Source organism: Plantibacter flavus, from assembly GCF_051487245.1.
In the GTDB taxonomy this organism is placed as follows: Bacteria; Actinomycetota; Actinomycetes; order Actinomycetales; family Microbacteriaceae; genus Plantibacter; species Plantibacter flavus_B.
In genome coordinates this window covers 633,103-657,807 of sequence record NZ_JAHVDH010000003.1, presented here as the reverse complement: position 1 = coordinate 657,807, position 24,705 = coordinate 633,103, and the positions used below count along the sequence as shown (strand labels likewise).

Sequence of the window (24,705 nt, the reverse complement as noted above, 5' to 3'; positions counted from 1 at the left end):
CTAGAGTGGTGGCATGAGCGACTCCGCGGGCATCGTCCCCGACACGAAGAACTGGACCTGGGTGCTCGAGCGCGCCTGCCCCGAGTGCGGCCTCGACACCACGCGGGTGCGGTTCGACGAGCTGCCGGCGCTGATCCGCGACAACGCCGCGGCGTGGCCGGCGGTCCTGTCCCGTGCCGATGTGCGGGAGCGTCCCGATGCGCAGACGTGGTCCGCCCTTGAATACGGAGCCCACGTGCGCGACGTGTTCCGCATCTTCGGCGTCCGGCTCCAGCTCGTGCTCGACGAGGACGACCCGGCTTTCGCGAACTGGGATCAGGACGCGACGGCGATCGAGGACCGGTACGACGAGCAGGACCCGCAGCTCGTCGCAGCCCAGCTGGTCGAGGCGGCCGAGGCGCTCGCCGCGGCGTTCGAGCAGGTGCCGGACACGGCGCTCGGGCGCACCGGTCTGCGCAGTGACGGCGCGCGGTTCACGACCGAGACCCTCGGCCGGTATTTCATCCACGACCCCGTGCACCACCTGTGGGACGTCACCCACGGCTGACACGACCGGAACGGCAGGTTCGTGAGCGCCGTCCTCAGCCGGCGTTCCGTGCGCGGAACGCGATCGTGTTGACGCGGTTGCTGCACCGGACGGAGCAGTAGCGCTTCGATCCGTTCCGCGACAGGTCGACCAGGAGCCCGTCGCAGTCCGCGGCCTCGCAGAGGCGCAGCCGATCCCACGCGCCGGCCCGGACGACGTCGACGAGGGCCATCGCGATCTCGGTCTGCACGCGGTCGACGAGTGGGGCGTCGAAGTCGGTGGCGTGCAGGTGCCAGTCGAAACCGTCGTGGCGGCGCAGTTGGGGGAGCGCGGCCGATTCCCGGAGCATCGCGTTGATCTCGGCGACCGCGTGGTCTCGGGCGGTCGCGGTGTCGACGTCGCTCGCCCACAGGGCGTGGAGTCGCTCGCGCAGCGCGGCGACGGCGCCGTGTTCCGCCTCGTCGCCGTCGACCCGCCCCGAGTAGCGGCTGATCCGGAGGAGCTCGCCGAGCTGCTCGGGAGTCGCGAGCTCGTCGGTGCCACTGCGCGATGCTCCTGGACGGGTGTTCACGAGGTCGACTGCGAAGACGAGCGCATCCTCGGTGTCAGGGGTGAAATGCAAGTTGACTCCTTACTTCGGTCCAGAGTAGCTTCATCTCAGCCAAGCGTCCACCGAGCGCGCGGCCCGTCAGCCGCAGCCTGGAGGCTCAGCCATGAAACCCACCTCGTCGACCACCGTCGGCCTCCTCATCGCCGTGCTCGCGGCGCTCGCGTTCGGCACCTCCGGCGCGTTCATCAAGCCCGTGCTCGCTTCGGGGTGGAGCCCGGCCGCCGCGGTCACCGTCCGGGCGCTCATCGGTGGGATCGTGCTAGCACCGTTCGCACTGTTCGCGCTGCGTGGGCGCTGGAACACGGTGTGGCGCGCGCGCTGGCGGCTGCTCGGCATGGGGCTCATCGGGGTCGCCGCCACCCAGCTCGTGTACTTCGCGGCGTTGCAGACGATCGCGGTCGGGACGGCGATCCTCATCGAGTACATGGCGCCGCTGCTCCTCGTGGCCGTGGCCTGGGTGCTCACGAGGCGGCGGCCCGCGACCGTCGTGCTCGTCGGATCGATCGTGTCCATGGTGGGGTTGGTGCTCGTCGTCGCGCCCGGCGGCGGTTCCTCGCTCGACCCCCTCGGTCTCGTGTTCGCGATCCTCGCGATGGTCGGATGCGCGGCCTACTACGTCATCTCGGCGCGTCCTGCCCAGGGGCTGCCACCGGTCGCCTTCGCGTCGCTCGGACTCCTGATCGGCTCGCTCAGTCTGTGGCTCGCCGGGCTGCTCGGTGTGCCGTTCACGACGTCCACCGCCGATGTCGAGGTGCTCGGCAACGCGGTCGTCTGGTGGGTGCCGCTGCTGTTCGTCGGGGTCGTCTCGACCGCCGTGGCCTATGCCTCGAGCATCACCGCGAGCCAGATGCTCGGCTCGCGCCTGGCGTCGTTCGCCGGTCTCCTGGAAGTCGTCGCCGCGACCGGCTTCGCCTGGATCCTGCTCGGTGAGCAGCTGTCGTTCGCCCAACTCCTCGGCGGCGTCTGCATCCTCCTCGGCATCGCCTTCGTGCGTTCGGAACGAGCTCCCGCAGTGCCGATCCCGGTGCCCGTGCAGTAGTCGGCGTGTCGCGAGCGAACCTTCGGCTGCGGCACGATCAGGCGGCGGAACGCGACCGTTCGTCCGCGAGGATCGCACTGACGGCGGCCCGACCGGCGCGATTGGCGCCGACGGTCGATGCGGACGGGCCGTAGCCGATCAGGTGGAGACGGGGCTCGTCCGTGGCGCGCGTGCCGTCGATCCGGATGCCGCCCCCGGGGAGACGGACGCCGAGTGGCGCGAGGTGGTCGAGGGCGGCGCGGAAACCCGTCGCCCACAGGATCGCGTCGACCGGGAGGTACGAGCCGTCCTCGAGGATCACCCCGTGCTCCTCGATCCTGCGGAACATCGGATGCCTCACGAGCACTCCACGCGCCTGGGCCGCACGCGCCCACGGGGTCCAGTGCATGCCCGTCACCGAGATGACACTGCCTGGCGGGAGCCCCTGGCGAACCCGCTCCTCGACACCCCTGATCGCCTCGACCCGCGCGAGCGTGTCGAACTCCTCCTCGACCCATTCGGGTTCACGACGCGTCATCCACACCGTCTCGGCGACGTGCGAGATCTCATCGAGCAACTGGATCGCCGAGATCCCGGCACCGACGATGACGACGCGCTGCCCCCGGAACTCCTCGGCAGAGACGTAGTCGGCCACGTGGAGCTGACGCCCGCGGAAACGCTCGCGCCCCGGGTAGGACGGCCAGAACGGCTTCGTCCAGGTGCCCGTCGCGTTGATGACGGCGCTCGCCGCGAAGCGCTGCGCAGACGGGGAGCTGCTCGCCGACGTCTCAACGATCAGCCGGCCGTGCGGCTCGTCGTCCGCTCGGGTGACCGCCTGCACATGGACCGGCCGCCGGACGGCGAGCCCGAACTGCTGCTCGAACGCGGCGAAGTACGGCGGGATGACATCGACGCTCGGGGACGTCGGATCGAGCTCGGGCTTCGGCATGCCGGGGAGGTCGTAGATGCCGTTGACGGTCGCCATGACGAGTGAGCGCCAGCGGTGCTGCCACGCCCCTCCAGGGGCGTCGTTCGCATCGAGCACGACGAAGGTGCGGGCGCTGGAGTCGCTGGGCAGGGCGTCGTCGACGAGGGGGACGAAGCCGCGACGATGCAGGTGGTACGCGGCGGAGAGACCTGCCTGTCCCGCGCCGATCACGACGACGTCGACGGGGACCGGTTCGCTCACCCCCAGCACAACGCTCGAGCGTGCGCTGGCATTTCCGCGGACGTCGGTCACCCGTGCGCGAGGACCTGGAGTCCGATGACTGCGGCACCGAGGAGGACGAGTGCGGCCATCGCGATGAGCTGCCTCCAGAGGGTGAGCCCTGCGCGGCGGACGGCGAACCAGGCACTGAGGCCCAGCGTGACCAGGTAGACGATCGTCGAGACGCGGAGCGAGGTGTCGAGTTGCATGACGCCGAACACCGCGAGGATCAGGAGGATGGCCGGTGTCGCGACGGTGAAGAGCGAACCCCACGCGATGCGCAACATGACACGCCACTCGGTGGCGTCGGGGAAGGCGCCGTGCGCGGCCAGGTGCGCGATCATCTCGGCGACGAGCCCGGCGACGGTGATGCCCGCGACACCGATCACGAGCGTGAAGAGCGCGCCCGCCGCATCGTGGTGCTCGACGTTCGCGGCGAGCACCAGCACGATCGCCAGCCCCGTGAAGGTCGCGTAGACGCGCTCCTTCAGGTATTTCGCGACCGTTGCAGCGTTGCCGGGTGGCAAGCCGCGGGCGTCGCCGTGTTCGGGCTGTTCCCGGTGGTTCCGTCTGCGGAGCCGGCGACGAGCAGCACGAGGGTCGAAGGGTTGCGCGTCGCTCATGGCTTCGAGCCTATCCGAGCGCCCCTCGACAGGCCCGGGGACCGGGTGACGGGCTCGGGGACCGAGTGCCGCGCGCGGAGCCCTGAACCGGTCGAAGGGTCACCGCACGCCTGGCTCGGCTACTGAGCTCCGCCCCTGGTCACTGAGCTCGTCGACGTGCTACGCGAGACCTGGTTGCGCCTCAGGACCGAGGTCGCGCTTCGCGGTGCGCACCGCGCCGATTCCCGCCACCACCACACACCCGATCCCGGCCCACTGCGGCACCGTGAGCTGCTGCGCGAGCAGGACGAGCCCGGCGATCGCGGCGATGGCCGGTGCCGACGCGAGGATGATCGCGAAGGTCGCCGGGCTGAGGCGTCGCAACGCGATGAACTCGAGGGCATAGGGGATCGCCGACGACAGCACCGCGACTCCGAGGCCGAGCAGGAGGATCACGGGGTCGAACAGGTTCGGGCCTGCCGTGACCGCGGCGAGCGGGATGGTCGCGAGGGCCGCGACGGCTGCGGCGATCGCCAGGCCGTTGAGGCCGGGGAACGCCTTGCCCGTGCGCGACGACAGCAGGATGTACCCCACCCAGAGTGTTCCGGCGATGAGCGCGAACAGTGTGCCGAGCGGGTCGAGGGCGGCAGTCTCTCCGCGGTGCAGCAGGACGCCGCCGAGGAGGAGGACGCCGATGAGCGCGACCCCGGCCCAGAGGGCGCTGATCCACCGACGCCCCGCGATCACGCTGAGGGTGAGCGGCCCGAGGATCTCGAGCGTCACCGCCGGACCGAGAGGGATGCGTTCGAGCGACAGGTAGAAGAAGGTGTTCATGCCGGCGAGCACGAGACCGAATCCGATCGCACTGCCCCAGGAGCCCGCGGTGTGCCCGCGCAGCACCGGCCGCGCGATGGCGAGCAGGATGATCGCTGAGAACACCAGTCGCAGGGTGACCATGCCGATCGGACCGATCTGCGGGAACAGGGTGACCGAGATCGACGCGCCGACCTCCTGGCACACCAGACCGGCGACCACGAGCAGGGCTCCGGTCGCCGTGGCGTTGGGGTTCGCTGCGCGGGTCACTGCACCACGGTACTGGCCCTGGCGACAGGAGATCTGCACCGGCGAGGGCGAACATGCGCGGTTCTGTGCTGGTGCCGTGCGGAAGTCCTGGTCCCTGCGGGGAGACACCGCCGCAGGTCCGGCCGATATGGGACATCTGCGGCATCATGAGGGGATGAGGATCGACGAACTCGCGTACCTCCGGGCGCTCGCCGAGGACGGCCACGTCCCGTACGCCGCGGAAGCGCTCGGGATCTCGCAGTCGACCCTCACCCGCGCAATCGGGCGTCTCGAAGCCGATGCCGGCGTCGAGCTGTTCGACCGGCACAAGAACCGTCTGGAACTCAACCGCTACGGCGAGATCCTCCTCGTCCACGCCCTCCGGGCGCAGACCGAACTCGACAACGCGCAGTCCCGGATCGACGAGCTGCGCGACCCGTCCGCCGGTCTCGTGTCCATCGCCTACGTGTCGTCGCTCGGCAGTTGGCTCATCCCGCGCATCGTGAGCGAGTACCGGCAGCTGCTCCCGGACATCCAGTTCGTGCTCGACGGCGGCAAGGCCGACAGTGTGCTGGACGCACTGCGCTCCGGTTCGGCCGACGTCGCGTTCCTCAGCCCGGAGCCACGCGACCCGGAGATCGAGTGGCGGCCGCTGACCTCGGAGCGCCTCGTGCTCGGTGTTCCGGCCGGGCACGCGTTCGCGTCGCGCGCCTCGCTGTCCGCGTCGGAGCTGGAGCAGGTCGACTTCCTCGCGATGACCACGGACTCCGGGCTCCGGCAGATCGCCGACGCGTACTTCGCCCGCCACGGGATCGTCCCGCGCGTGACGATGGAGGTCTCCGAGCTGTCGACGCTCCGCGGGCTCGTCCGCTCGGGTGTCGGCATCGCGGTGTTGCCGGACTCCACGAGCATCGAGGGCGTGGTGCTCGTGCCGCTCGACGACGAGGCGGTGCGGGTGATCGGCGTCGCGACGAGCCGCGCACGGGTCGTGTCACCCGCGGTCGAGCAGTTCGTGCGCTTCGTGCGCGAGGAGTGGTCCTCGGGCGCCTGAGGATTCCGGGCCCGCGCTGAGGCATTGAGTTGCCCGAATCGGCGCGAAAATCGCGCGATTTCGGACGAATCCGGGCGAGTCAGTGGGAGGCGGCGACGGTTGACGCGCGCACGACGAGCTCGGGGGTGAGGCGCTTGGACGCGACCTCCTTGCCTGCCAGGAGACCGAGCAGCGTGGTGAGCGCCTCGCGTCCCATCTCGTGCATCGGCGAGCGGACGGTGGTGAGCGGCGTGCCGATCGAGGCGGCGATCGGAGTGTCGTTGTAGCCGACGAGCGCGACGTCCTCGGGGATGCGCAGCCCCTTGTCGCGCAGGACGCCCATGGCGCCGATCGCGGCGAAGTCGTTGGTCGCGAACACGGCGTCGGGGTAGGGGGCGGTCGCGAACAACTGCTCGGCGGCCTCGCGGCCGGCCGCGGCGTCGAAACCGTTGTAGATGATGCGTTCCGGGGGGATCTCGAAGCCTGCCTCACGGAAGCCCTCCACCACGCCCTGGGTGCGCTCGCGTGCGGTCGACGCGAACGGCAGACCGGCGAGGATCGCGACGTCGCGTCGCCCGATCTCGAGCAGGTGCTCGGCGACGAGGCGCCCGCCGGCGAGGTCGTCGCAGGTCACGGACAGGTGGTCTCCGGCTCGACGGGAGGTCAGCACGAAGGAGACGCCCTCGGCGGCGAGTTCGTCGAGGAAGGGGTCGTCGAGGTGGGCGTCGCCGAAGATGAGGCCGTCGACCCGACGGTCGAGCATGCTCTGCGTGCGGATGCGCTGCTGTTCGGGGTCGTCGAGGGAGTTGGTGACGAAGGTGGAGATCCCGCGCTCTGTCGCCGCTTCGTCGATGCCCTCGTAGATCGTCGCGAGCACGAAGTCCTGGAGGCGCGGCACCAGCACGCCGACGAGGTCGGAACGGCTCGTCCGGAGGCTCGCGGCATGCGGGTTGCGTCGGTAGCCGTTGGCCTTCGCGATCTCGAGGATCGACGCGATCGTCTCCGGTGACGCCCAGCGGTCGGGCTGGGTCTCGCGTTCGTTGAGGACGCGGGAGACGGTCGTCACGCTCACCCCGGCGAGCTCGGCGATCATGCGCTGGGTCATCGGGCGCCGCGGGGCGCCGGAGCGGCGGGCCGGTGCGCCGCTGTTCGCGGAGGGCGGCGCGCTGGGCGTGGTGTCCTGCTCGATCCGGAGCGGCGGATCGCTGGGGGCCGTGGCCATGGAGCCTCCTCGTGCTTCACTCGATTATCGCGTGCGGCACCCCGTTGTCCGGCCTGATCTGCGTAACGTCGTCGAAACAGCATCTTGACACAATCGACACACGCAAACGATTGACGCAAACGTTTGTGTAGGTGCAGACTATGGGAACTCGCAGCCCGCGAGCCGCCTCCGAAAGGGCCGACATGCCTCGAATCGTCATCCTCGCCACGGGGGGAACCATCGCCTCCCGCGTGGACGAGCATGGTGCGGCCGTTGCGAGCGATGCCGCCGCCCAGCTGCTCCATGGCCTGGACCGGGAGCTCGAGGGCATCGAGGTCGAGGCAGTCGACGTGCTCCGCAAGAACTCCTTCAATCTCACGCTCGGTGACCTCCGGCTCATCGTCGAGGCCGTCGGCCACCAGCTCGCCCGTCCCGACATCGACGGCATCGTCGTGACCCACGGCACCGACACGGTCGAGGAGACGGCGTTCCTCGCCGACCTCGTGCACGCCGACCCGCGCCCCCTCGTCTTCACGGGGGCCCAGCGCGCCGCAGACCAGGCGGCCACCGACGGCCCCGCCAACCTCCGTGACGCGATCCTGCTCGCCGCCTCCCCGGTCGCCCGCGAGATGGGCGTGCTCGTGAGCTTCGCCGGCGAGGTCTTCGCCGCTCGAGGCGTGCGCAAGATGCACTCTCTGGAGATGGCACCGTTCGCCTCGGCCGGCACGGGCCCCCTCGGACACGTCCGGGACGGTCGAGTCGACATCCGCCTCCGTCCGGTCCGTCTCCCGGCCCGCGCGCTGCCCTCCTCAGCGTTCGACACCGTTCGGGTGGACGCCCTGCTCACCTATCCGGGCGCCGACGAGTCCCTGTTCCACGCGGCCATCCGTTCCGGTGCGAGCGGGATCGTCGTCATCGGATCCGGCACCGGCAACCCGAACTCCGCCATCGTGACCGCGATCGGTGAGGCCACCGCCGACGGCGTGGTGGTCGCCCTCGCGAGCCGAGCCGGCGACGGCCCGGTCGTGCCGATCTACGGCGGCGGGGGAGCGGTGGACGCTCGTGACGCAGGTGCCGTGCCCACCGGCGACCTCCCCTGGTCGCAGGTGCGCATCCTCCTCGCGCTCCTGCTGTCTGAGTCCGGCGATCCTGCCGTCGTCCGTGACGAGATCGCGCGATACTGCAGCCCCGATGCAACCCTGCCCGAGCCTGTCGAAGGGCCTGCGCCCGTGCGCACCCCGGCAGGCTCAGCGGCCGGGACGTCCACCCCGCTCCCCGATTCCACCCCGCTCTCCGAGCTGATCGATGGGCCCAGCGCCCTTCGTCCGGCCCGGTGAACGCCGACAGCCCCACTCGAAAGGACACCCCATGACCAAAGAGATCTTCGTCGCCTTCGGTATCGACGTCGACGCCGTCGGCGGCTGGCTCGGCTCGTACGGCGGAGAGGACTCGCCCGGCGACATCTCGCGCGGCGTCTTCGCCGGCGAGGTCGGCGTCCCTCGCCTCAACAAACTCCTCGCGAAATACGACCTCCCCTCCACCTGGTTCTGGCCAGGCCACTCCATCGAGACCTTCCCCGAGCAGTTCGATCAGGTCGTCGCGGCTGGGCATGAGATCGGCATCCACGGGTACAGCCACGAGAACCCCATCGCGATGAGTCGGACACAGGAGTCCGACATCCTCGACCGCTGCATCGATCTGATCACCGACCGAAGCGGCTCCCGGCCCACCGGCTACGTCGCCCCCTGGTGGGAGTTCTCGCCCGTCACCAACGAACTCCTCATCGAACGCGGCATCCGTTACGACCACTCGCTCATGCACCGCGACTTCGAGCCGTACTACGTGCGTGTCGGTGACAGCTGGACGAAGATCGACTACGACCAGCCCGCCGAGACCTGGATGAAACCGCTCGTGCGCGGTCAGGAGACCGACCTCGTCGAGATCCCCGCCAGCTGGTACCTCGACGACCTGCCTCCGATGATGTTCATCAAATCGAGTCCCAACAGTCACGGTTTCGTGAACCCGCGCCATCTCGAGGAGATGTGGCGCGACCAGTTCGACTGGGTCTACCGCGAGATGGACTACGGCGTCTTCACCTTCACCATCCACCCCGACGTCTCCGGTCGCCCACAGGTACTCCTCATGCTGGAGCGCCTCATCGAGCACATCAACCGGCACGAGGGCGTCCGCTGGACGACCTTCGACGCGATCGCGCAGGACTTCGTCCAGCGCAACCCGCGCACCTCCTGATGAGACCGGTGCCGGCCGACTCCCCGAGCTGACCGGCACCCTGACCCGTTCTGCAGCGCGACCAGCGCCCCACCCGCCAGACCAGGCGAGCGCCCACGAGGCGACCCCACCGACGTCCGGCGCGCCCGCACCTCCGTCGCATCACCCGATCACAAGGATCATCATGACCTCCCCAACCACGAACCACCCGGCGGGCCTCCGGTCCGTCGGCGTCAAGGAGACGCGTCGCGCGACGCGCATCGCCTTCTTCGCCTGGACGATCGCCGTCTACGACTTCATCCTCTTCGGCACGCTCCTCCCGCGCATCGAGGAGAGTTTCGGCTGGGACACCAGCTACGCGCTCCTGATCTCCACCCTCGTGAGCATCGGCACCTTCGTCGTCGTCATGCTCGTGGGGCCGCTCGTCGACAAGCTCGGGCGTCGTCGCGGCATGATCATCTCCGTCGCCGGCACAGCAGCATCCTCGGCGGCCACCGCTGCGACCGTCGGGGCCGCATCCCTGGTCGGTGTGCGCGCGATCAGCGGCCTCGGTCTCGCAGAGCAGTCGGTCAACGCGACCTACCTCAACGAGCTCTACGCCGTCACCGAGGACAAGAAGATCAAGCGCAACCAGGGCTTCGTGTACTCGATGGTGCAGACCGGCTGGCCGATCGGAGCGCTGACCGCTGCGGCGTTCGTCGCCATCGTCACCGCGATCTTCGGCGCGGACAGCTGGCGCATCGCCTTCATCCTCGCGACCATCCCCGCGGTCATCGTCGCCCTCGTCTGCCGTCGTCTCAAGGAGAGCCCGCAGTTCGAGGCTCAGCGGGAGATCCAGCGACTGCGCAAGGTCGGAGAGGTCCCGGAGGCCGAAGCGCTGGCTGCGGCCACGGGCCTCGACGTCCAGACCTCGGCGCCGTTCAAGCGCATCTTCCAGGGCAAGCACCTCCGCAACACGATCGTGCTGTCGCTCGCCTGGCTGTTCAACTGGTTCGGCATCCAGACCTTCTCCGTCCTCGGCACGACCGTGCTGGAGACCGGCAAGGGGATCGACGCCTCGAACGCCCTGCTGCTCGTCATCGGCTCCAACCTCGTCGGTGCTCTCGGCTACCTGACACACGGTTGGCTCGGCGACCGCTTCGGACGCAAGCGCGTCATCGTGATGGGCTGGATCCTCGGAGGCGTCTGCTTCGCCGCCATGCTGCTCGGCCCGAGCGACCCGTTCTTCGTGCTGTTCACCTACATGGCCGGCCTGTTCTTCCTCCTCGGCCCCTACGCGGCGATCATGTTCTTCCAGGCCGAGTGCTTCGACCAGGACTGCCGCGCCACCGGCAGCACCTTCATCGGTGCGATGAGCCAGCCGGGCGCGATCATCGGCGGTTTCATCCTCACGGGTCTCGTCGCGGCAGCCGTCCCGTTCTCCACCGCGGCCCTCGTGGTCGGTGCCGTCGGCACGGTCGTGTCCGGGCTCGTGATGCTGGGCGCGAAGTCGGTCAAGGCCGCGGACCGCGGTGATGGTGCGGCTGCAGCGTCGGCCGACGTCGCCACGGAGGCTGCGCGATGACGGCGGCCCCGACGGAGTCCCGGGAGGCTGCGGTCTCCATCATCTCCGGCGCCGCTTCCGGCATCGGGCGGGCTGCCGCCGTGCGGCTCGCCGCTCGTGGCGACCGCGTCGTCATCGGCACCTTCGCCGGTGACCCGCACGACGCCGGTGAGACCCTGCGTCAGGTCGAGGCGATCGGTGGGTCCGGTGTCGTCGTCGACCTCGACGTCAGCAGCACCAGATCGGTGGACGCGTTCGTCGCCGAGGCGGTGCGCGCCTTCGGGAGGGTCGATCACGTGATCGCCAACGCCGGCATCCTGCGTCGCGCTCCGTTCGAGACGATGACGGACGAGCAGTGGGACGAGGTGCTGCAGGTCGACCTCCACGGGGTCATGCGTCTCGCCCGATCCGCGTCCCCGCATCTCGGTCGCGGCGGTTCGGTGGTCGCGATCTCCTCGATCGCGGGCGGCGTCTACGGCTGGCAGGAACACGTGCACTACGCGACGGCGAAGGCTGGCGTCATCGGTCTCGTCCGCAGTCTCGCCGTCGAGTACGGCCCTCGCGGCGTGCGCGCGAACGCGATCATCCCCGGCCTCATCGAGACGCCCCAGTCGCTCGACGCGGTCAACTCGCTCGGCGCCGACGGTCTGCGCGACGCCGGCTCGTACATCCCCTGGGGACGGGTCGGGAAGCCTGAGGAGGTCGCCTCGGTCATCGGGTTCCTGACGTCCTCGGACGCCGACTACGTGAGCGGCCAGGCGATCACGGTCGATGGCGCGCTCACCGTCGCGATGCGCGACTGACCGGACCATGGAGGAGGATCGGACCATGCAGCAGCAGCGGAACGGCAGGCTCGCGGGGCGCACGGCGCTCGTCACGGGTGCCGCGAGCGGGATCGGCTTCGCGATCGCCCGACACTTCATCGCCGAAGGCGCGACGGTGGTGCTGGCGGACCGAGATCCACGGGTGGAGCAGGCGACCATCGATCTCGGTGGCGCAGCGGCGCTCGTCTTCGACGTCTCCGATGAGTCCGCGGTGGTGCGAGCCGTCGCCGAGGCGACGGCTGTGCTGGGGCGCATCGACACGCTCGTCACCTCGCACGGCATCCTCACCGAGTCGCCGGTCGCCTCGATGGCGACCACGCAGTGGCAGCAGACGATCGACGTCGACCTCACGAGCGTGTTCGTGCTGTGCCGTGAGGTGCTCCCCGGGATGCTCGACCGCGGCGACGGACGCATCATCAACATCGCCTCGCAGCTCGGCATCAAGGGTGGCGACGGACTCGCGCACTACGCGGCTGCGAAGGCTGGCGTCATCGCGCTGACGAAGTCGCTCGCGCTCGAGGTGTCGGCCCGCGGGGTGCTGGTCAACGCGATCGCACCCGGGCCCATCGAGACGCCGCTCGTCGAGGGGATCAGCGAGGAGTGGAAGGTCGCGAAGCGTGCGGAGCTGCCGCTCGGGCGGTTCGGGACGGTCGACGAGGTCGCTCCCACCGCGGTGCTGCTCGCCGCGAGCCCCGACGGCAACCTCTTCGTCGGTCAGACGCTCGGTCCCAACAGCGGGGACGTGATGTGACGATGCGGGTTCTCGACCGTCCGGTCCGCGGTGCCCGCCGCCACGCCGTCGTCGGAGGGCGGTAACCGTGTGCGGCGCGTGCGGTGGCGGTCCCACCGACTGGGCGGCCGGCCTCGTCGGCGGGAGCTACGAGCGCGCGGTGGTCGCCCGCGTGCTGTCCTCCGGCTCGCCGCGGGTACGCGTGACGACCGGGCCGTCCGGCTGGATGGTCGCCGTCGGCGGTCGCCCGGCCCGGCTCCACCGCACCTTCGACTCGCTCCTCGACGCCGTTGTCGACGCGGGCGTGACGGCTCTCGATCCGCAGGCGTTGCCGCGCCACCGGGCCGTGCGCCTCGACCGCGGATCCGTGCGAGCCGAGCGGCGCCTCGACTCGGGTTCCAACGACGCTTCCGCCCCCGATCGCGCGCTGCTCGACGTCCTCGCGGCCGCAATCTCGGCGCGGGTCGCGGGCACCGAGGTCCAGCTTCGGCTCGCAGACGACGCCGGCACGTGGACGCTCCTCGTCAGAGCCTGAGTCCGGGCCGCGTGAGCCCGCAGGACGAGCTCCGAGTCGCCCTGAATCGTGCGAAACGCTCGCAGTTTCGGACGAATTCGGGCGACTCGGCGTCGCATGTCACGGTACCGGCGCCACGACGGCCGCGCACGGGTGCAGGTGCGCTGATACTCGGTACGCTGATCTCGTAGCATCCCGTCGAAGGAGAATCCCATGCCTGTGCCATCAGCCACCCCGCCGGTCGAGCGTCGTTCCCTCCGCGAGGTTGCCGTCGAACGCATCCGCGCCGCCATCTTCGAGGGAACGCTGGAGCCCGGCGAGCACCTGAACGACGGCGAGCTGCAGTCGTGGCTCGGCATCTCCCGCACGCCCATCCGCGAGGCGCTCAACGACCTCGCCCGCGTCGGTCTCGTCGAGATGGCCGCTCAGCGGTACACACGCGTCGCCCTCCCCGACCCCGCCCAGCGGACCGAGCTCATGCAGACGCTCGGCGCGATGCTCGGCGGCGTCGTCCGCGTGACCGTCCCCGGCCTGGGAGCGACGCAGAAGAAGGCGCTCGGCCGGTCGATCGATCAGATCCGGGTCGTCGTCGACGAGCGCGACGCCGCGGAGTACGACCGCCTGAGCCGCAGCCTGTTCGACGCCTTCATCGACGCCTGCCCGAACCCCACACTCGTCGATGCGACGAAGGACATCATCAACGGGCTGTCCTACCGCGTCTCCGTCATGACGACACCCGAGGTCATCGACTGGGACACGAAGCGGGCAGCGTTCCCCGCGCTCGGCGATGCATTGCAGGCAGGCGACGCCGTCGCGGCGGAACTCGCCGTCGAAGACGTCTTCCGCCTCTCGAAGACCCTCTAGCACCGGGCGCATCCGTGCGCCGGAGCCCGGGCGACGTCACTTCACGAGATAGGTGAAATAGCTGCCGAGTCGGTCCACCGCGGTGTCTGTCAGCTCGGGATGACGCTGGCGCACGACTCCGCGAACCTCCTGGCCGATCTCGGGGAGCGTCTTCCGCCCCCACTCGATGGGGATCCTCCGGGTCTCGTCGAGGATTGCGTGCACGGCATCCCGTGTGGCCTCGTCGGCGACGCCGGCGAGGAACTCGTCGTCGTTCCGTGACGGGAATCCCGTGAGGAACAGCACGACGGCGTCGCTCAGGTCCACCGGGTGATCCGTCATAGCTGCACCTTCCAGCACGAGATGGGTACTCGTGTCCTCCTCAGTATCGCTGGCATCCGTGCGCGGGACACGTCCGGCGCGGTTCGCCGAGTCGGCCGGCCGTGACGCGCGCGACACGGACTCAGCTGTCGATGCGGTGGTCCTGGATGGAGTCATAGGTGCGGCGCAGCGACTCGGCGGCAGCGTCATAACGACGCTGGGCGACGCGGATGAAGAGCAGGTCGACGAGTGCGAGCTGCGCGATTCGCGACGACATGGCGCCCGAACGGTAGCGACTCTCCCGGGCCTGCGTCACCAGGACGAGGTCGCAACGACTCGCGATGGGGGAATCCGGGAAGTTCGTGATGCAGACGGTCGTCGCGCCGGCGGCCCGCGCGAGCTGCAACGCCTGCTCCGTCTCGACCGTGAGCCCTGAGTGCGAGATGCCGATCGCGACACCGCCCGGTCCGAGGAGCGCCGCGGACGGCAGCGCCAGGTGGGCGTCGACGAAGGTGTTCGCCGGCATGCCGATCCGGTAGAGCTTCTGGTGGAGGTCTTGCGCGGTGAGGTTCGACGACCCGAAGCCCACGATGTCGATGCGCGGCGCGGCGAGCAGAGCGTCGACCACGGCGTCGAGCGCGACCCGGTCGAGGGAGCGGGCCGTCAGCTCGATGGCCTGCACCTCCTGGTAGGCGACTTTCGCCACGACCGCCTCGACCGAGTCGTCGGGGTCGATGTCGGCGTCGTCCACCTCGAACCGGTCGCGTTCCGCCTGTTCGCGACTCGTCGACGTCGCGACGGCCACCCGGAACTCGCGGTACCCGGTGTAGCCGATGGTCTGGCAGAAGCGTGCGACGGTGGCCTGCGAGGTGCCGCAGGCCTTCGCGAGTTCGGTGATGGTGAGCTCGACGACGAGCGAGGGGGTGCCGATGATGGTCTCTGCGACGCGCGTCTCCGCAGCGCTCAGGCGGGGGATCGCCTGGCGCAGCACGAGGAGCGCGTCAGTCGCCATCGGGCGCTGCCCCCGTCGATCCGTACGCTGCGATGGCAGCGCTCAGGGATCCGTCGCCGCCGCGGAGGCGGGCGACGGCTTCGCCTGCGTCGATGCCGGTCATGAGCACGAGGATAGCGGCCTTCACCCAACCGTCGGTCGCCTCGAGCGTGCGTGCCGCGGTGGCGGCGTCGACGTCGGTCGCGAGCATGACCGTGCGCTCCGATCGCGCCCGCAGCTTCTCGTTCGTCGCCCGGAGGTCGACCATGAGGTTCCGGTAGGTCTTGCCGAGGCGCACCATCGAGATGGTCGAGAGCATGTTGAGCACGAGCTTCTGTGCGGTGCCGGCCTTCAACCGGGTGGAGCCGGTGAGGAGTTCCGGGCCGACGACGGTCTCGATGCCGATGTCCGCGTCGCGGCCGAGCGGGGAACCGGCGTTGCAGGAGAGCCCGATCGTCACTGCGCCGATCGACCGCGCGTAGTCGAGTGCGCCGAGCACGTAGGGGGTGCGGCCGGACGCCGAGACCCCGACGATCGCATCGTCGGCGGTGATGGCGAGGGACGCGAGGTCTGCGCGGCCGGCGTGGTCGTGGTCCTCGGCGTCCTCCACGGCCTGCTGGATCGCACCCGGCCCGCCGGCGATGAGGCCGACGATGAGGCCGGGGTCGGTGCCGAAGGTGGGCGGGGCCTCGCTCGCGTCGAGGATACCCATGCGCCCGGCCGTACCGGCTCCGAGGTAGATGAGGCGACCTCCGCGACGGAGACGTTCGACGATCGCGTCGATGGCCTCGGCGATGCGCGGTTCGACGGCTGCGACCGCGTCCGGGACGGAACGGTTGTCGTCGTTCATCGCGGCGACGAGGTCGCGGGTGCTGAGGGCGTCCAGATCGGGGACGCGTTCGCCGACCTGCTCGGTGGAGAGCGTGGCGAGCTCCGCGCGGAGCGTGTCGCGCGTGGTCGCCGGTGATCCAGGGGTTTCAGGCTGCGTGGACATCGTCGCGCACGACCCTTCCGTCGTAGGTGATCGTGGTGTCGAGGGCGACGAGGCGGGCGCCGTCGAGGGCGTCGCCTCTGGGCGCGACGAGTTCGACGCCGACCTCGTGCATCGCTGTCGCGAGGTGGGCGGCGAAGTACGGCTGGGAGGCGATGCCACCGACGACACAGACCGACCCCGTTCCGGCGGCGGCCGCGCTCGTCGCGAGGCGCGCGCAGGCTTCGACGATCACCGCGGCGGCGACGGTGTCGCCCTCTTCCGCCCGGGCGATCACGGTCGGGGCGAAGGTGCCCAGTTGGCGGGCCGGTGCGCCGTGGTGCGAGACCCAGAGCGGCAGGGCTGAGACACTTCCCGTGAGGGCTTCGGCGTCGGCGAGGAGCGCGGTGGCCGGACCACGGCCGTCCGAGGCGCGGAGGGCCGCTTCGAGCCCCTGCTGGCCGATCCAGCGTCCACTGCCCTCGTCGCCGAGCCAGGGACCCCATCCGTCGATCTGTCTGACGCCTCCGCTGGAGTCGACGTCGAACACGACCGCGCCGGTGCCTGCGATGAGCACGGTGCCCGGCCCGCCTGCGAACGCTCCAGCGTGGGCTGCGAGCGCGTCGTTGACGACGGCGATGGTGGCGCCGAGCGCGAGGCGGAGCTCTGCGGTGAACGCGGCGACCTCGTGCGGCGCGGCTTCGACGCCCGCCGCACCGATCCCGACGTGCTGGACAGCGGCCAGGATGTCGGTCGGGATCCCGGCGACGGTGTCGAGGATCGCGCGCACCGACAGCTCGGCGCCCTCGTGGTCGGCGAGACCAGGGGCTCCCCGGCCGTGGGTCTCGGCGAGCACGGTCGGCTCCGGACCCTCTCCCGTCGTGACCCTGGCCCGGCAGGAGGTCTTCCCGAGGTCGATGGCGAGTACCGCTCGTTCGTGGTGGGTCATGATCCGTTCCGTTGGTGCTGGTCGTGCTGGTGGTGCTCTCCGTGGGAGGAGGTGAGGAGTTCCGTGACGCGATCCGCTGAAGCACGGGAGGCCGCGAGGCAGTCGATGAACGGCACGGGGAGCGCGTCGGCGTCGGCGAGGGGGAGTCCGACGCCGACGAGGACGGCATCCGGCCGGAGCGACGCGATCGTGTCGACGGCGACGCGCTGCGGTCCTCCTTCGGTGAGGCGGTCGGCGAGGAGGACGACGCCGTGGTCGGCGGGGATGGTCGAGATGAGCGAGGTCAGAGGAGCCTCGTCCTCGCAGAGGATCGCGCCCGCCGCCACGCGGGCCACGGCGAAGCGCTCGCTCAGCGACTCGGCGAACGGGTCGAGTGCGGAGGCGACGGCGAACGTCGGGCGGTCGCGGAGGTCGACGAGCGACAGGTGCGTCGCGGACAGCGCGACGTCGCCGCGGACACGCACCACGCGACGGATCGCGTCGGCGAAGGGGCGCGCCTCGACACGCTCGGCGACCGGGTTGAGGTGCTCGGCGACCGGGCCAGGGCGCTCGGCGCCGAACGGGGCGACCGACGCCGCGAGCTTCGCGACGCGCGCGGCCGCCCGCTCGACGACGCCGCGGTCGAGTTCACCTGAGCGGACCGCGGCACACACCGCGTGGAACACCTCGAGGTAGTCGTCCTCGTCGGTCGTCGCACCCTGCTTGGGGCCGAGGTTCGACGGGTTCCCGATGCACAGCAGGTCGACCCCCGCGGCCAGCGCCAGCACCGCACCCCGACCGGAGCCGGTCGTGGTGCGGATGGCCGCCATGTCGAGGGCGTCGGAGATGATGACGCCGTCGAAGCCGCTGTCGCGGAGGCGCCGGAGTGGCACGGGGTTGAGGGTCGCGGGCGCGTCTCCGAAAGCCGGGACGACGATGTGCGCGGTCATGACGCTCGCCACGTCCGCGGCGATCGCGGCGTCGAACGGCGGGAGGTGCTCCGCCTCGAGTGCCGCGAGGTCGAGGTCGATCCGGGGCAGGTCGAGGTGCGAGTCGCTCGCGGTGTCACCGTGTCCGGGGTAGTGCTTGACGCACGCCGCGACACCACCCGACTGCAGACCCTCGATCAACGCGGCGGTGTGCCGCGACACGAGGGCCGCGGTGGGCCCGAACGAACGCACGCCGATCACGGGGTTCGCGGGGTTGGTGTTGACGTCCGCGACCGGCGCGATGGCGAGGTTCGCGCCCGCAGCACGCAGGCGTGCCGCGAGAGCGGCACCGACGGCTCGCGTGGTGTCCACGTCGTCGAGAGCGCCGAGCTGAGCATGACCGGGCAGGGTCGAGCCGGTCAGCGCCTCGAGGCGGGAGACGTTGCCGCCCTCCTCGTCGATCCCGATGAGGATCTCCGGGCGGTGCGCGTGCAGCGTCGTCGACAGCGCGACGACCTCCGCCGGGTCCGGCGACACGTTCTGCCCGAAGTAGACGACGCCCGCGAGGCCGCCGTCCAGTTCACGAAGCAGCCACTCGGGTGCCGTGCGTCCGAGGAACCCCGGCCAGAGCACGCCGCGGACGAGCCGGGCGGTCGCCTCGTCGACGCCGGAGCCGCTCATCCCTTCACCGCGCCGGAGACGAGGCCACCGGACAGGCGACGCTGCACGAGGATGAAGAAGATCATGACCGGGATGGTGATGATCGTCGACGCCGCCATGACGGAACCCCAGTCGTTGGAGTTCAGCCCGAAGAACTGCTTGAGGCCGATGGCCACGGTGTAGTTCTCCGTCGAGCCACCGAGCAGGGTCATCGCGAAGATGAACTCGTTCCACGCGGTGATGAAGCTGAACACGCTCGTCGCGACGAGGCCGGGGGCCACGAGCGGGAGCATGATCGAGCGGAACATGCGCCACCAGCTGGCGCCGTCGAGGAACGCGGCCTCTTCGAGTTCCACCGGTACCGCCGCGACGAAGCCGCGGAGCATCCAGATCCCGAACGGCAGCGCGAGCGCCACATAGACGATGATGAGGCCGAGCAGGGTGTTGAGCAGTTGCAGGTCACGGATCTGCACGAACAGCGGGATGACGAGCGCTTCGAGTGGCACCATCTGCACGACGAGGATCATGAGCAGCACGGCCGTGCGGAACTTGAAGCGGAACCGGGCGACCGCGACCGAGGCCAGGAGGGCGACGGCGGCGGAGATGAGGACGGTGGCGCCGGCGACGATCGCGGAGTTCCGCAGGAAGACACCGAAGCCGCCGTCCGTCAGGACCGACTCGAAGTTCGAGAAGGAGAACTCCTTCGGGAAGAACGACTGGCCGCCGCTGGACGCCTGCGCGTCGAACGCGCTCGACAGCATCCAGTACGCCGGGAACAGGGTGAACACGAGCAGCAGGGTGACGAGGACCGCCTTGACCGTGTTGGAGCGGATCTTGCGAGCGCTCGCCTTGCGGTGCATCGGGACCTGCTGCCGCTGTGGCTGTCCCTGCCCTTCGACGGACTCAGGGACCGGAGTCCCGGGCTCGCGGGTGGGGGTGTGCGTACTCACAGTTCGTCCTCCTTCATGAGGGCGCGGATGTAGACGATCGTGATGCCGAGCAGCACGAGGGTCAGGAGCACCGCGATGGCCGAGCCGAAGCCGTACCGGTTCTGACCGAACGACTCCACATACGACCACACGCCGAGGTTCAAGACCTCGCGGTTGGAGCCGGAGCCGCCCGGCATGAGGTAGATCTGCGCGAACACCTTGAAGTCCCAGATCGTCGACAGGATGATGACGACGGAGAACACCTGGCGCAGGGACGGGAAGGTGATCTGGAAGAAGCGGCGGAACGCGCCCGCCCCGTCCATCTCCGCGGCTTCCAGCATCTCCTTCGAGACGCCGAGGAGGCCGGCGAGGACGGTGATGGCCACGAACGGGAAGCCGTGGTGGATGACGTTCAGCAGGGCGATGCCGTAGAAGGTGAATTGGTTGGTGAACCAGTTGAAGGGCTCGTCCATGAGCCCGAGGCCCATGAGCGTCTGGTTGACGATGCCTCGGTCGGCGTCGAAGATCCACACCCACACGTAGGTGCCGGTGACGGCGGGCATGGCCCAGGCGACCATGATGGCGCTGCCCACGATGGTGCGCCAGAAGGAGCCCAGGTTCGCCATGAGCAGCGCCACGAGGGTGCCGAGCAGGACCGTGCCGATGACGGCTGCTGCGGCGAAGAAGACGGTGTTGGGGAGGACGGTGGTCCACAGCGTGGGGTCGGCGAACACCTCGAGGTAGTTGGCGCCGCCGTTGAAGTTCGTGTCGCCGCTGACGATCTCGCGCAGGCCGTAGTCCTGGAGGGAGAACAGGACGACCCGGATGAGCGGCCAGAGCAGGAGCACGGCGAGGATGACGAGCGCCGGTGCGAGCAGGAGCCAGGGGCGGGTGCGCATGAGGAGCCGCACCCGCGACGGCTGCCGCTTGGGGGAGGGGCCCCCGGCCACCCGCGAAGCGGGGGCTTCGCGGGTGACCGTGGGCGGGGTGAGGGTCGACACGATCGGCTACTTGCCGTTCATGATGTCGTCCATCTCGGTGGCGGCGTCGGTCGTCGCCTGGTCGACCGACTTCGCTCCGGAGAGGATGGCCTGGATCATCGCGTTGGTGGTCTTCTTCGCCTGCACCGCGCCGAACTTCGGCGTCACGGGAAGGGAAGCGCCGCCGTCGACGAACTGCTCGGCGAACGGCTTCACCAGCGGGTCGTCGCTTTCCGTCGCGTCCGCGAGGAGCGAGGTCTGGCCGGGGAAGTAGCCGGTCTGCTCGGCCCACTCCGCCGCGTACTTGCCGGTGGTCATCATCTCGATGAACTGGAACGCGAGGTCCTTGTTCTTCGAGGTGTTGAACATGCTGAGGTGCGAGCCGCCGAGCACGGAGGGCGAGATGCCACCGTCCTCACCCGGGATCGGGATGGCGGCGAACTTGCCCTCGAGCTCCGGGTTCTTCTCCACGATGGTCGCGGGAGTCCAGGAGCCCATGATCGCCATGGCGACCTTGTCCTGCACGAAGTTGTCGAGGACGTCGGTCTCCTTCCACGTGGTTGCGCCGGAGGAGGACAGGTCGTACTTGGTGGCCAAATCGGTCCAGAACTGGATGCCGGCGCGCGACTCGTCGCTCGCCAGACCGGACTTCCAGGTCTTGCCGTCGAGCTCGGAGACCTCGCCGCCCGCGCCCCAGACCCAGGGGTACGCCGTGAACTCGGCGTCACCGGGAACGGGGAACGGGATCATGTCCGGCTTTGCCGCCTTGATGGCCGTGCCGGCGTCGATGATCTCCTGCCAGGTGGTGGGGACCTTGAGGCCGAGTTCCTCGAACACGTCGGTGCGGTACACGATGGAGCGGACGCCGGCGTACCAGGGCATGCCGTACAGCTCTCCGTCGTACGTACCGGAGCCGACGAGGCCCTCGACGAGGTCGTCCTTCAGGCCGGCCTTCTCGACGTAGTCGCCGATGGGGGCGAGTGCCCCGGCGTCGGCGAACTCGGCGGTCCAGGTGGTGCCGGTCTCGGCGACGTCCGGGGTGGTGTTGCCGGCGATGGAGGTGACGAAGCGGTCGTGGGCGTCGGCCCACTGGACGTATTCGACCTTCAGGGTGGCGCCGGTCTCCTTCTTGAAGGCCGAGCCGACCTCGTCGAAGAAGGCTTCGGAGTCGGGGTTCGTGCCCTGCATGATCCAGACGGTGAGCGTCTGGCCGTCTGCGGAGACGTCTCCGCTGCCGGAACCGCCACCGGCACAGGCGGTCAGGCCGAGTGCTGCGGTGGCGAGGACGGCCAGCGGAAGGGTGCGCTTGCGCATGTGCTACTCCTCGATAGAGGGGATCGTGGTGCCGGCCGTCGTTGGCCGGAACCGATGATCGATCCCTGCTGTTTTCAGTGGGTGTGGAAACAGTATTCAATAAGTACAGGATGCTTGCAAATATTTTTCAGCACTGCAACACGCTCGTTACCTGGGTGACGTTCATGTTTCGTGAAGCTGCGAGAACCGTGTGCGATCGAGTCCACTTATCGGTCACTTGTCGCACAGCGACGCGCCCGACGGACACGTCCTGAGCCCGGATTCGCAGCTCGCGCAAAGGGCGCTTACGATACCTTGGACGACACATCCTCCGACCCGTGCAGCGGGTCTCTGGAAGCCGTCGAGTGGGCCGATCGGGGCAAGGCCTGCCACCCGGTACCACCGTCGGAATCACCATCGGGAGCAGAGGAGTTCGGTCAGTCGTGGCTTCACGAGTCCAAGAGTCTGAGCGTCGCAAGTCGCGCGAAGCGCGTCGAGGACGCCACCGCGCCTCCGGGCAGACCGAGCCGTTCACGCGCGGGTTCAGCGCCCTCGGTGAACTCGCCGCTTCCGGAGCGCAGGTCAGCCTGCGCATCAACGACATCACGACCGGCGAGGCCCTCATGTCGGTCGACGACCACGTCGTCGTCCCCACCGCCTCCATCGGTAAGGTCCTGCTCCTCATCGAGGTCGCTGCCCGTCTCGGCGACGCCGACTTCAGCGGCCTCACCATCCTCGACCGCGAGCCGCTCGACGCCGTCGCAGACTCGGGCATCTGGCAGCACCTGCAGGCACCGTCGCTCCCCGTCGCAGACCTCGCCGCGCTCGTCGGCGCGACGAGCGACAACCTCGCCACCAACGTGCTGCTCCGCCACATCGGTCTCGACGCCGTGCGGCATCGAGCCGAGGAGATCGGCCTGAAGCGCACCGCGCTGCTCGACATCGTGCGCGACCACCGCGGCCCCGACAACGCACCGCAGCTGTCCGTCGGCTCCGCCCGCGAACTCGCGTGGCTGTTCCAGGCGCTCGCGACCGGCGAGATCGTCGATGCCACGACCAGTCGTCGTGTGCTCGGGTGGCTGTCCCTCAACACCGACCTCTCGCTCGTGGCCTCCGGTTTCGGCCTCGACCCTCTGGCGCACCGCGAACCCGACCACGGCATCCAGCTCTTCAACAAGACGGGGTCGGATGTCGGTGTGCGTTCGGAGGCCGGCATCCTCCGGGGCCCGAACGGTGCGGTCAGCTTCGCCGTGTGCACGAGCTACGACGACACCGAGCTCGGCATCCGCCTCGGTGTGGTCGACGCCGTCCGCATCCTCGGCCAGGACCTCCTCGAGTACGTGCACTGACCTCGCACCCCCGGCGTCCCTCGCACCCCTGTTTCTCTTTCCCTCTTGTCGTTCCCCTGTCTCAGGAGACCTCCGGCGAGTCGCCGCCGGGAGGGCTTGCAGCAGCGCGACACGCCGCGACCTTCCTGAGAAAGGGCAGAGCGGGTTCAGGCAGGTGGGCAGGTCTGCCCGGCTGGATCAGGGAGGCGTACCGAGGGCGGAGCGCGCGTCAGTCGATGAGACCCAGCGCTGCGAGTCGCTCCAGGACCTCACGACCCGCGGGCGGGCATCGATCGAGTGATTCGGTACCGACCCAGTGCACGGCGCTGACCTCCGCCGACGGGCGCGGTTCGGCATCCGTCGATGCCGCGAAGACGTGCATCCGTACGAGCCGCCCGTCGGGTTCGCCGTGCGCCTGCGTCACCACGGTGAAGAGCAGCTCGACCGCCGCGGCGTCGAGGGCGAGGGCGACCTCCTCGGACGCCTCCCGAACCGCGGCCTCAGGTGGCGTCTCACCGGCGTCGATCTTCCCGCCGGGCATGTAGAGCACGTCACGACCGCGCGCGGTCACCATGAGGACGCGGCGATCACGGATGACCGCGACCGCCGACACGAGGATGTCGGTGAGGGCGAGGTTCATGCTCGCTGCGACCGCTCGGCCAGATCATCGACCGCGAGCTCGACCGCGTCTGCGAGCTCGGACGAACCCAGGATCACGAAGTGCCCCGCGACCGGCAGCAGCACGTTCGTCGCCCCGGGCAGCACGCTTCCGTCCGGGACGTGCGGGTCGAAAGTGCTGTAGATGGAGACCACGTCGCCGTTGACCCCGCGCTCATCGCCGAGCGCGACGATGGTCGCGTCGGTCGGCAGGAACTCGCGGAGACTCGGGTCCACCACGTACCGGGCGAGGGTCGAACCGGAGAACGGCGTGCACACCGCGACCACGCCGAGCAGACCGAGACGCTCCCGATCGGTGATGAGGAGTTCCTTGCCGACCAGACCGCCCTTGCTGTGTGCGACGACGACGCAGCCGGCGTCCGGCTTCGGCAGTCGGCCGAGCGCCCGTGCGAACCGCGCAGCGGTGTCGCGGATCGGACGGCGGTTCAGGCCGAGCCCACGGGCGATGCGAATGCGGTAGCCGTCGGCGTTCAAGCGGTCGGCGACAGGTTTCAAGAAGGTCCACGTCTCGTAGACGCCCGGGATGAGCACGACCACCGGTCGGGCAGGGTCGCCGCGCCCGTACTCCCTCGGGATCCGGCCGCCGAAGAAGGCGCGAACGTGCCACAGGCTCGCGTGGACGTAGTCGGCAGCGACGATCGCCGCGATGGCCAGCGGACCGGGACGCGGCGCGACGGGTGGGGCATCCGCGAGGGTGACGTCCTCGGCTCCCGCCACCGATTCCTGATCCATGCCCACCCCCGTCTTCCATCTTGCCAC

The 24,705-nt window shown here is 69.7% G+C and carries 26 protein-coding genes; 11 read left to right on the top strand and 15 right to left on the bottom strand.

Features of this window, described 5'->3' with window-relative positions; all coding sequences use genetic code 11:
* The first annotated feature begins 13 nt into the window (after positions 1-13).
* On the top strand, positions 14-547 hold the full coding sequence (locus KXS11_RS10255) for a DinB family protein (RefSeq protein WP_437385472.1): 534 nt from the start codon (positions 14-16) through the stop codon (positions 545-547).
* A gap of 34 nt (positions 548-581) precedes the next feature.
* Here the strand turns inward: KXS11_RS10255 and KXS11_RS10250 are convergent, their stop codons facing one another.
* Positions 582-1,148, bottom strand: coding sequence for a CGNR zinc finger domain-containing protein (locus KXS11_RS10250; protein WP_437385471.1), 567 nt, complete (start codon positions 1,146-1,148; stop codon positions 582-584).
* Positions 1,149-1,239: 91 nt separating this feature from the next.
* Here KXS11_RS10250 and KXS11_RS10245 point away from each other — a divergent pair, with 91 nt between their 5' ends.
* Positions 1,240-2,175, top strand: coding sequence for an EamA family transporter (locus KXS11_RS10245; protein ID WP_437385470.1), 936 nt, complete (start codon positions 1,240-1,242; stop codon positions 2,173-2,175).
* Positions 2,176-2,212: 37 nt separating this feature from the next.
* On the opposite strand, the gene KXS11_RS10240 is transcribed toward KXS11_RS10245, so the two are convergent.
* The 3 genes from KXS11_RS10240 to KXS11_RS10230 form a co-directional block, all read right to left on the bottom strand.
* On the bottom strand, positions 2,213-3,352 hold the full coding sequence (locus tag KXS11_RS10240) for an FAD-dependent oxidoreductase (protein WP_437385468.1): 1,140 nt from the start codon (positions 3,350-3,352) through the stop codon (positions 2,213-2,215).
* A 38-nt stretch (positions 3,353-3,390) separates the two neighbouring features.
* Positions 3,391-3,984 carry a hypothetical protein gene (locus KXS11_RS10235; protein ID WP_437385467.1) on the bottom strand — a complete coding sequence of 198 codons (594 nt, stop codon included), beginning with the start codon at positions 3,982-3,984 and terminating at the stop codon, positions 3,391-3,393.
* Between the two features lie 159 nt (positions 3,985-4,143).
* Positions 4,144-5,046, bottom strand: coding sequence for an EamA family transporter (locus KXS11_RS10230; protein ID WP_437385466.1), 903 nt, complete (start codon positions 5,044-5,046; stop codon positions 4,144-4,146).
* Positions 5,047-5,200: 154 nt separating this feature from the next.
* On the opposite strand from KXS11_RS10230, the gene KXS11_RS10225 reads away from it, so the two are divergent.
* Entirely contained in the window at positions 5,201-6,076 is an 876-nt protein-coding gene (locus KXS11_RS10225; protein ID WP_437385465.1) for a LysR family transcriptional regulator, read from the top strand.
* 79 nt (positions 6,077-6,155) lie between these two features.
* Here KXS11_RS10225 and KXS11_RS10220 read toward each other — a convergent pair whose 3' ends face one another.
* Positions 6,156-7,277, bottom strand: coding sequence for a LacI family DNA-binding transcriptional regulator (locus KXS11_RS10220; protein WP_437385464.1), 1,122 nt, complete (start codon positions 7,275-7,277; stop codon positions 6,156-6,158).
* A 182-nt stretch (positions 7,278-7,459) separates the two neighbouring features.
* On the opposite strand from KXS11_RS10220, the gene KXS11_RS10215 reads away from it, so the two are divergent.
* The 7 genes from KXS11_RS10215 to KXS11_RS10185 all read left to right on the top strand — a co-directional run bounded on the left by KXS11_RS10215 (position 7,460) and on the right by KXS11_RS10185 (position 13,960).
* On the top strand, positions 7,460-8,593 hold the full coding sequence (locus tag KXS11_RS10215) for an asparaginase (protein ID WP_437385463.1): 1,134 nt from the start codon (positions 7,460-7,462) through the stop codon (positions 8,591-8,593).
* A gap of 31 nt (positions 8,594-8,624) precedes the next feature.
* Positions 8,625-9,506, top strand: coding sequence for a polysaccharide deacetylase family protein (locus KXS11_RS10210; RefSeq protein WP_437385462.1), 882 nt, complete (start codon positions 8,625-8,627; stop codon positions 9,504-9,506).
* A gap of 163 nt (positions 9,507-9,669) precedes the next feature.
* Entirely contained in the window at positions 9,670-11,049 is a 1,380-nt protein-coding gene (locus KXS11_RS10205) for an MFS transporter (protein WP_437385461.1), read from the top strand.
* Positions 11,046-11,831, top strand: coding sequence for an SDR family NAD(P)-dependent oxidoreductase (locus KXS11_RS10200; RefSeq protein WP_437385460.1), 786 nt, complete (start codon positions 11,046-11,048; stop codon positions 11,829-11,831). The genes KXS11_RS10205 and KXS11_RS10200 overlap by 4 nt, the downstream gene beginning before the upstream one ends.
* Positions 11,832-11,856: 25 nt before the next feature.
* Entirely contained in the window at positions 11,857-12,603 is a 747-nt protein-coding gene (locus KXS11_RS10195; RefSeq protein ID WP_437385459.1) for an SDR family NAD(P)-dependent oxidoreductase, read from the top strand.
* Between the two features lie 67 nt (positions 12,604-12,670).
* Positions 12,671-13,117 carry a hypothetical protein gene (locus KXS11_RS10190; protein ID WP_437385458.1) on the top strand — a complete coding sequence of 149 codons (447 nt, stop codon included), beginning with the start codon at positions 12,671-12,673 and terminating at the stop codon, positions 13,115-13,117.
* Positions 13,118-13,309: 192 nt separating this feature from the next.
* Positions 13,310-13,960, top strand: coding sequence for a GntR family transcriptional regulator (locus KXS11_RS10185; protein WP_437385457.1), 651 nt, complete (start codon positions 13,310-13,312; stop codon positions 13,958-13,960).
* 36 nt (positions 13,961-13,996) lie between these two features.
* On the opposite strand, the gene KXS11_RS10180 is transcribed toward KXS11_RS10185, so the two are convergent.
* From KXS11_RS10180 to KXS11_RS10145, 8 genes are all read right to left on the bottom strand, one after another.
* Positions 13,997-14,281 carry a hypothetical protein gene (locus KXS11_RS10180; protein ID WP_437385456.1) on the bottom strand — a complete coding sequence of 95 codons (285 nt, stop codon included), beginning with the start codon at positions 14,279-14,281 and terminating at the stop codon, positions 13,997-13,999.
* A gap of 121 nt (positions 14,282-14,402) precedes the next feature.
* Complete coding sequence (locus KXS11_RS10175) at positions 14,403-15,272, bottom strand: MurR/RpiR family transcriptional regulator (RefSeq protein ID WP_437385455.1); 870 nt, start codon at positions 15,270-15,272, stop codon at positions 14,403-14,405.
* Positions 15,262-16,245: an N-acetylmuramic acid 6-phosphate etherase gene (gene murQ / locus KXS11_RS10170; RefSeq protein ID WP_437385454.1), complete on the bottom strand. Its 984-nt coding sequence runs from the start codon at positions 16,243-16,245 to the stop codon at positions 15,262-15,264. The genes KXS11_RS10175 and murQ overlap by 11 nt, the downstream gene beginning before the upstream one ends.
* The gene (locus tag KXS11_RS10165; protein ID WP_437385453.1) at positions 16,229-17,170 is read right to left on the bottom strand and encodes an N-acetylglucosamine kinase; all 942 of its coding nucleotides are present in this window, start codon (positions 17,168-17,170) and stop codon (positions 16,229-16,231) included. Before KXS11_RS10165 ends, murQ begins: the two co-directional genes overlap by 17 nt.
* Positions 17,167-18,759, bottom strand: a complete 1,593-nt coding sequence (locus KXS11_RS10160) for a glycoside hydrolase family 3 N-terminal domain-containing protein (protein ID WP_437385452.1) — start codon at positions 18,757-18,759, stop codon at positions 17,167-17,169. The genes KXS11_RS10165 and KXS11_RS10160 overlap by 4 nt, the downstream gene beginning before the upstream one ends.
* Complete coding sequence (locus KXS11_RS10155; protein ID WP_437385496.1) at positions 18,756-19,598, bottom strand: carbohydrate ABC transporter permease; 843 nt, start codon at positions 19,596-19,598, stop codon at positions 18,756-18,758. Before KXS11_RS10155 ends, KXS11_RS10160 begins: the two co-directional genes overlap by 4 nt.
* Positions 19,599-19,684: 86 nt before the next feature.
* On the bottom strand, positions 19,685-20,668 hold the full coding sequence (locus KXS11_RS10150) for a carbohydrate ABC transporter permease (RefSeq protein ID WP_437385451.1): 984 nt from the start codon (positions 20,666-20,668) through the stop codon (positions 19,685-19,687).
* A 6-nt stretch (positions 20,669-20,674) separates the two neighbouring features.
* The gene (locus tag KXS11_RS10145; protein WP_437385450.1) at positions 20,675-21,961 is read right to left on the bottom strand and encodes an extracellular solute-binding protein; all 1,287 of its coding nucleotides are present in this window, start codon (positions 21,959-21,961) and stop codon (positions 20,675-20,677) included.
* 422 nt (positions 21,962-22,383) lie between these two features.
* On the opposite strand from KXS11_RS10145, the gene KXS11_RS10140 reads away from it, so the two are divergent.
* The gene (locus tag KXS11_RS10140) at positions 22,384-23,289 is read left to right on the top strand and encodes a serine hydrolase (protein WP_437385449.1); all 906 of its coding nucleotides are present in this window, start codon (positions 22,384-22,386) and stop codon (positions 23,287-23,289) included.
* 208 nt (positions 23,290-23,497) lie between these two features.
* Here KXS11_RS10140 and KXS11_RS10135 read toward each other — a convergent pair whose 3' ends face one another.
* Positions 23,498-23,908 (bottom strand): NUDIX hydrolase, encoded by a 411-nt coding sequence (locus KXS11_RS10135; RefSeq protein ID WP_437385448.1) that lies wholly within the window; start codon positions 23,906-23,908, stop codon positions 23,498-23,500.
* Positions 23,905-24,678, bottom strand: coding sequence for an esterase/lipase family protein (locus KXS11_RS10130; RefSeq protein ID WP_437385447.1), 774 nt, complete (start codon positions 24,676-24,678; stop codon positions 23,905-23,907). Before KXS11_RS10130 ends, KXS11_RS10135 begins: the two co-directional genes overlap by 4 nt.
* Positions 24,679-24,705 lie beyond the last annotated feature (27 nt).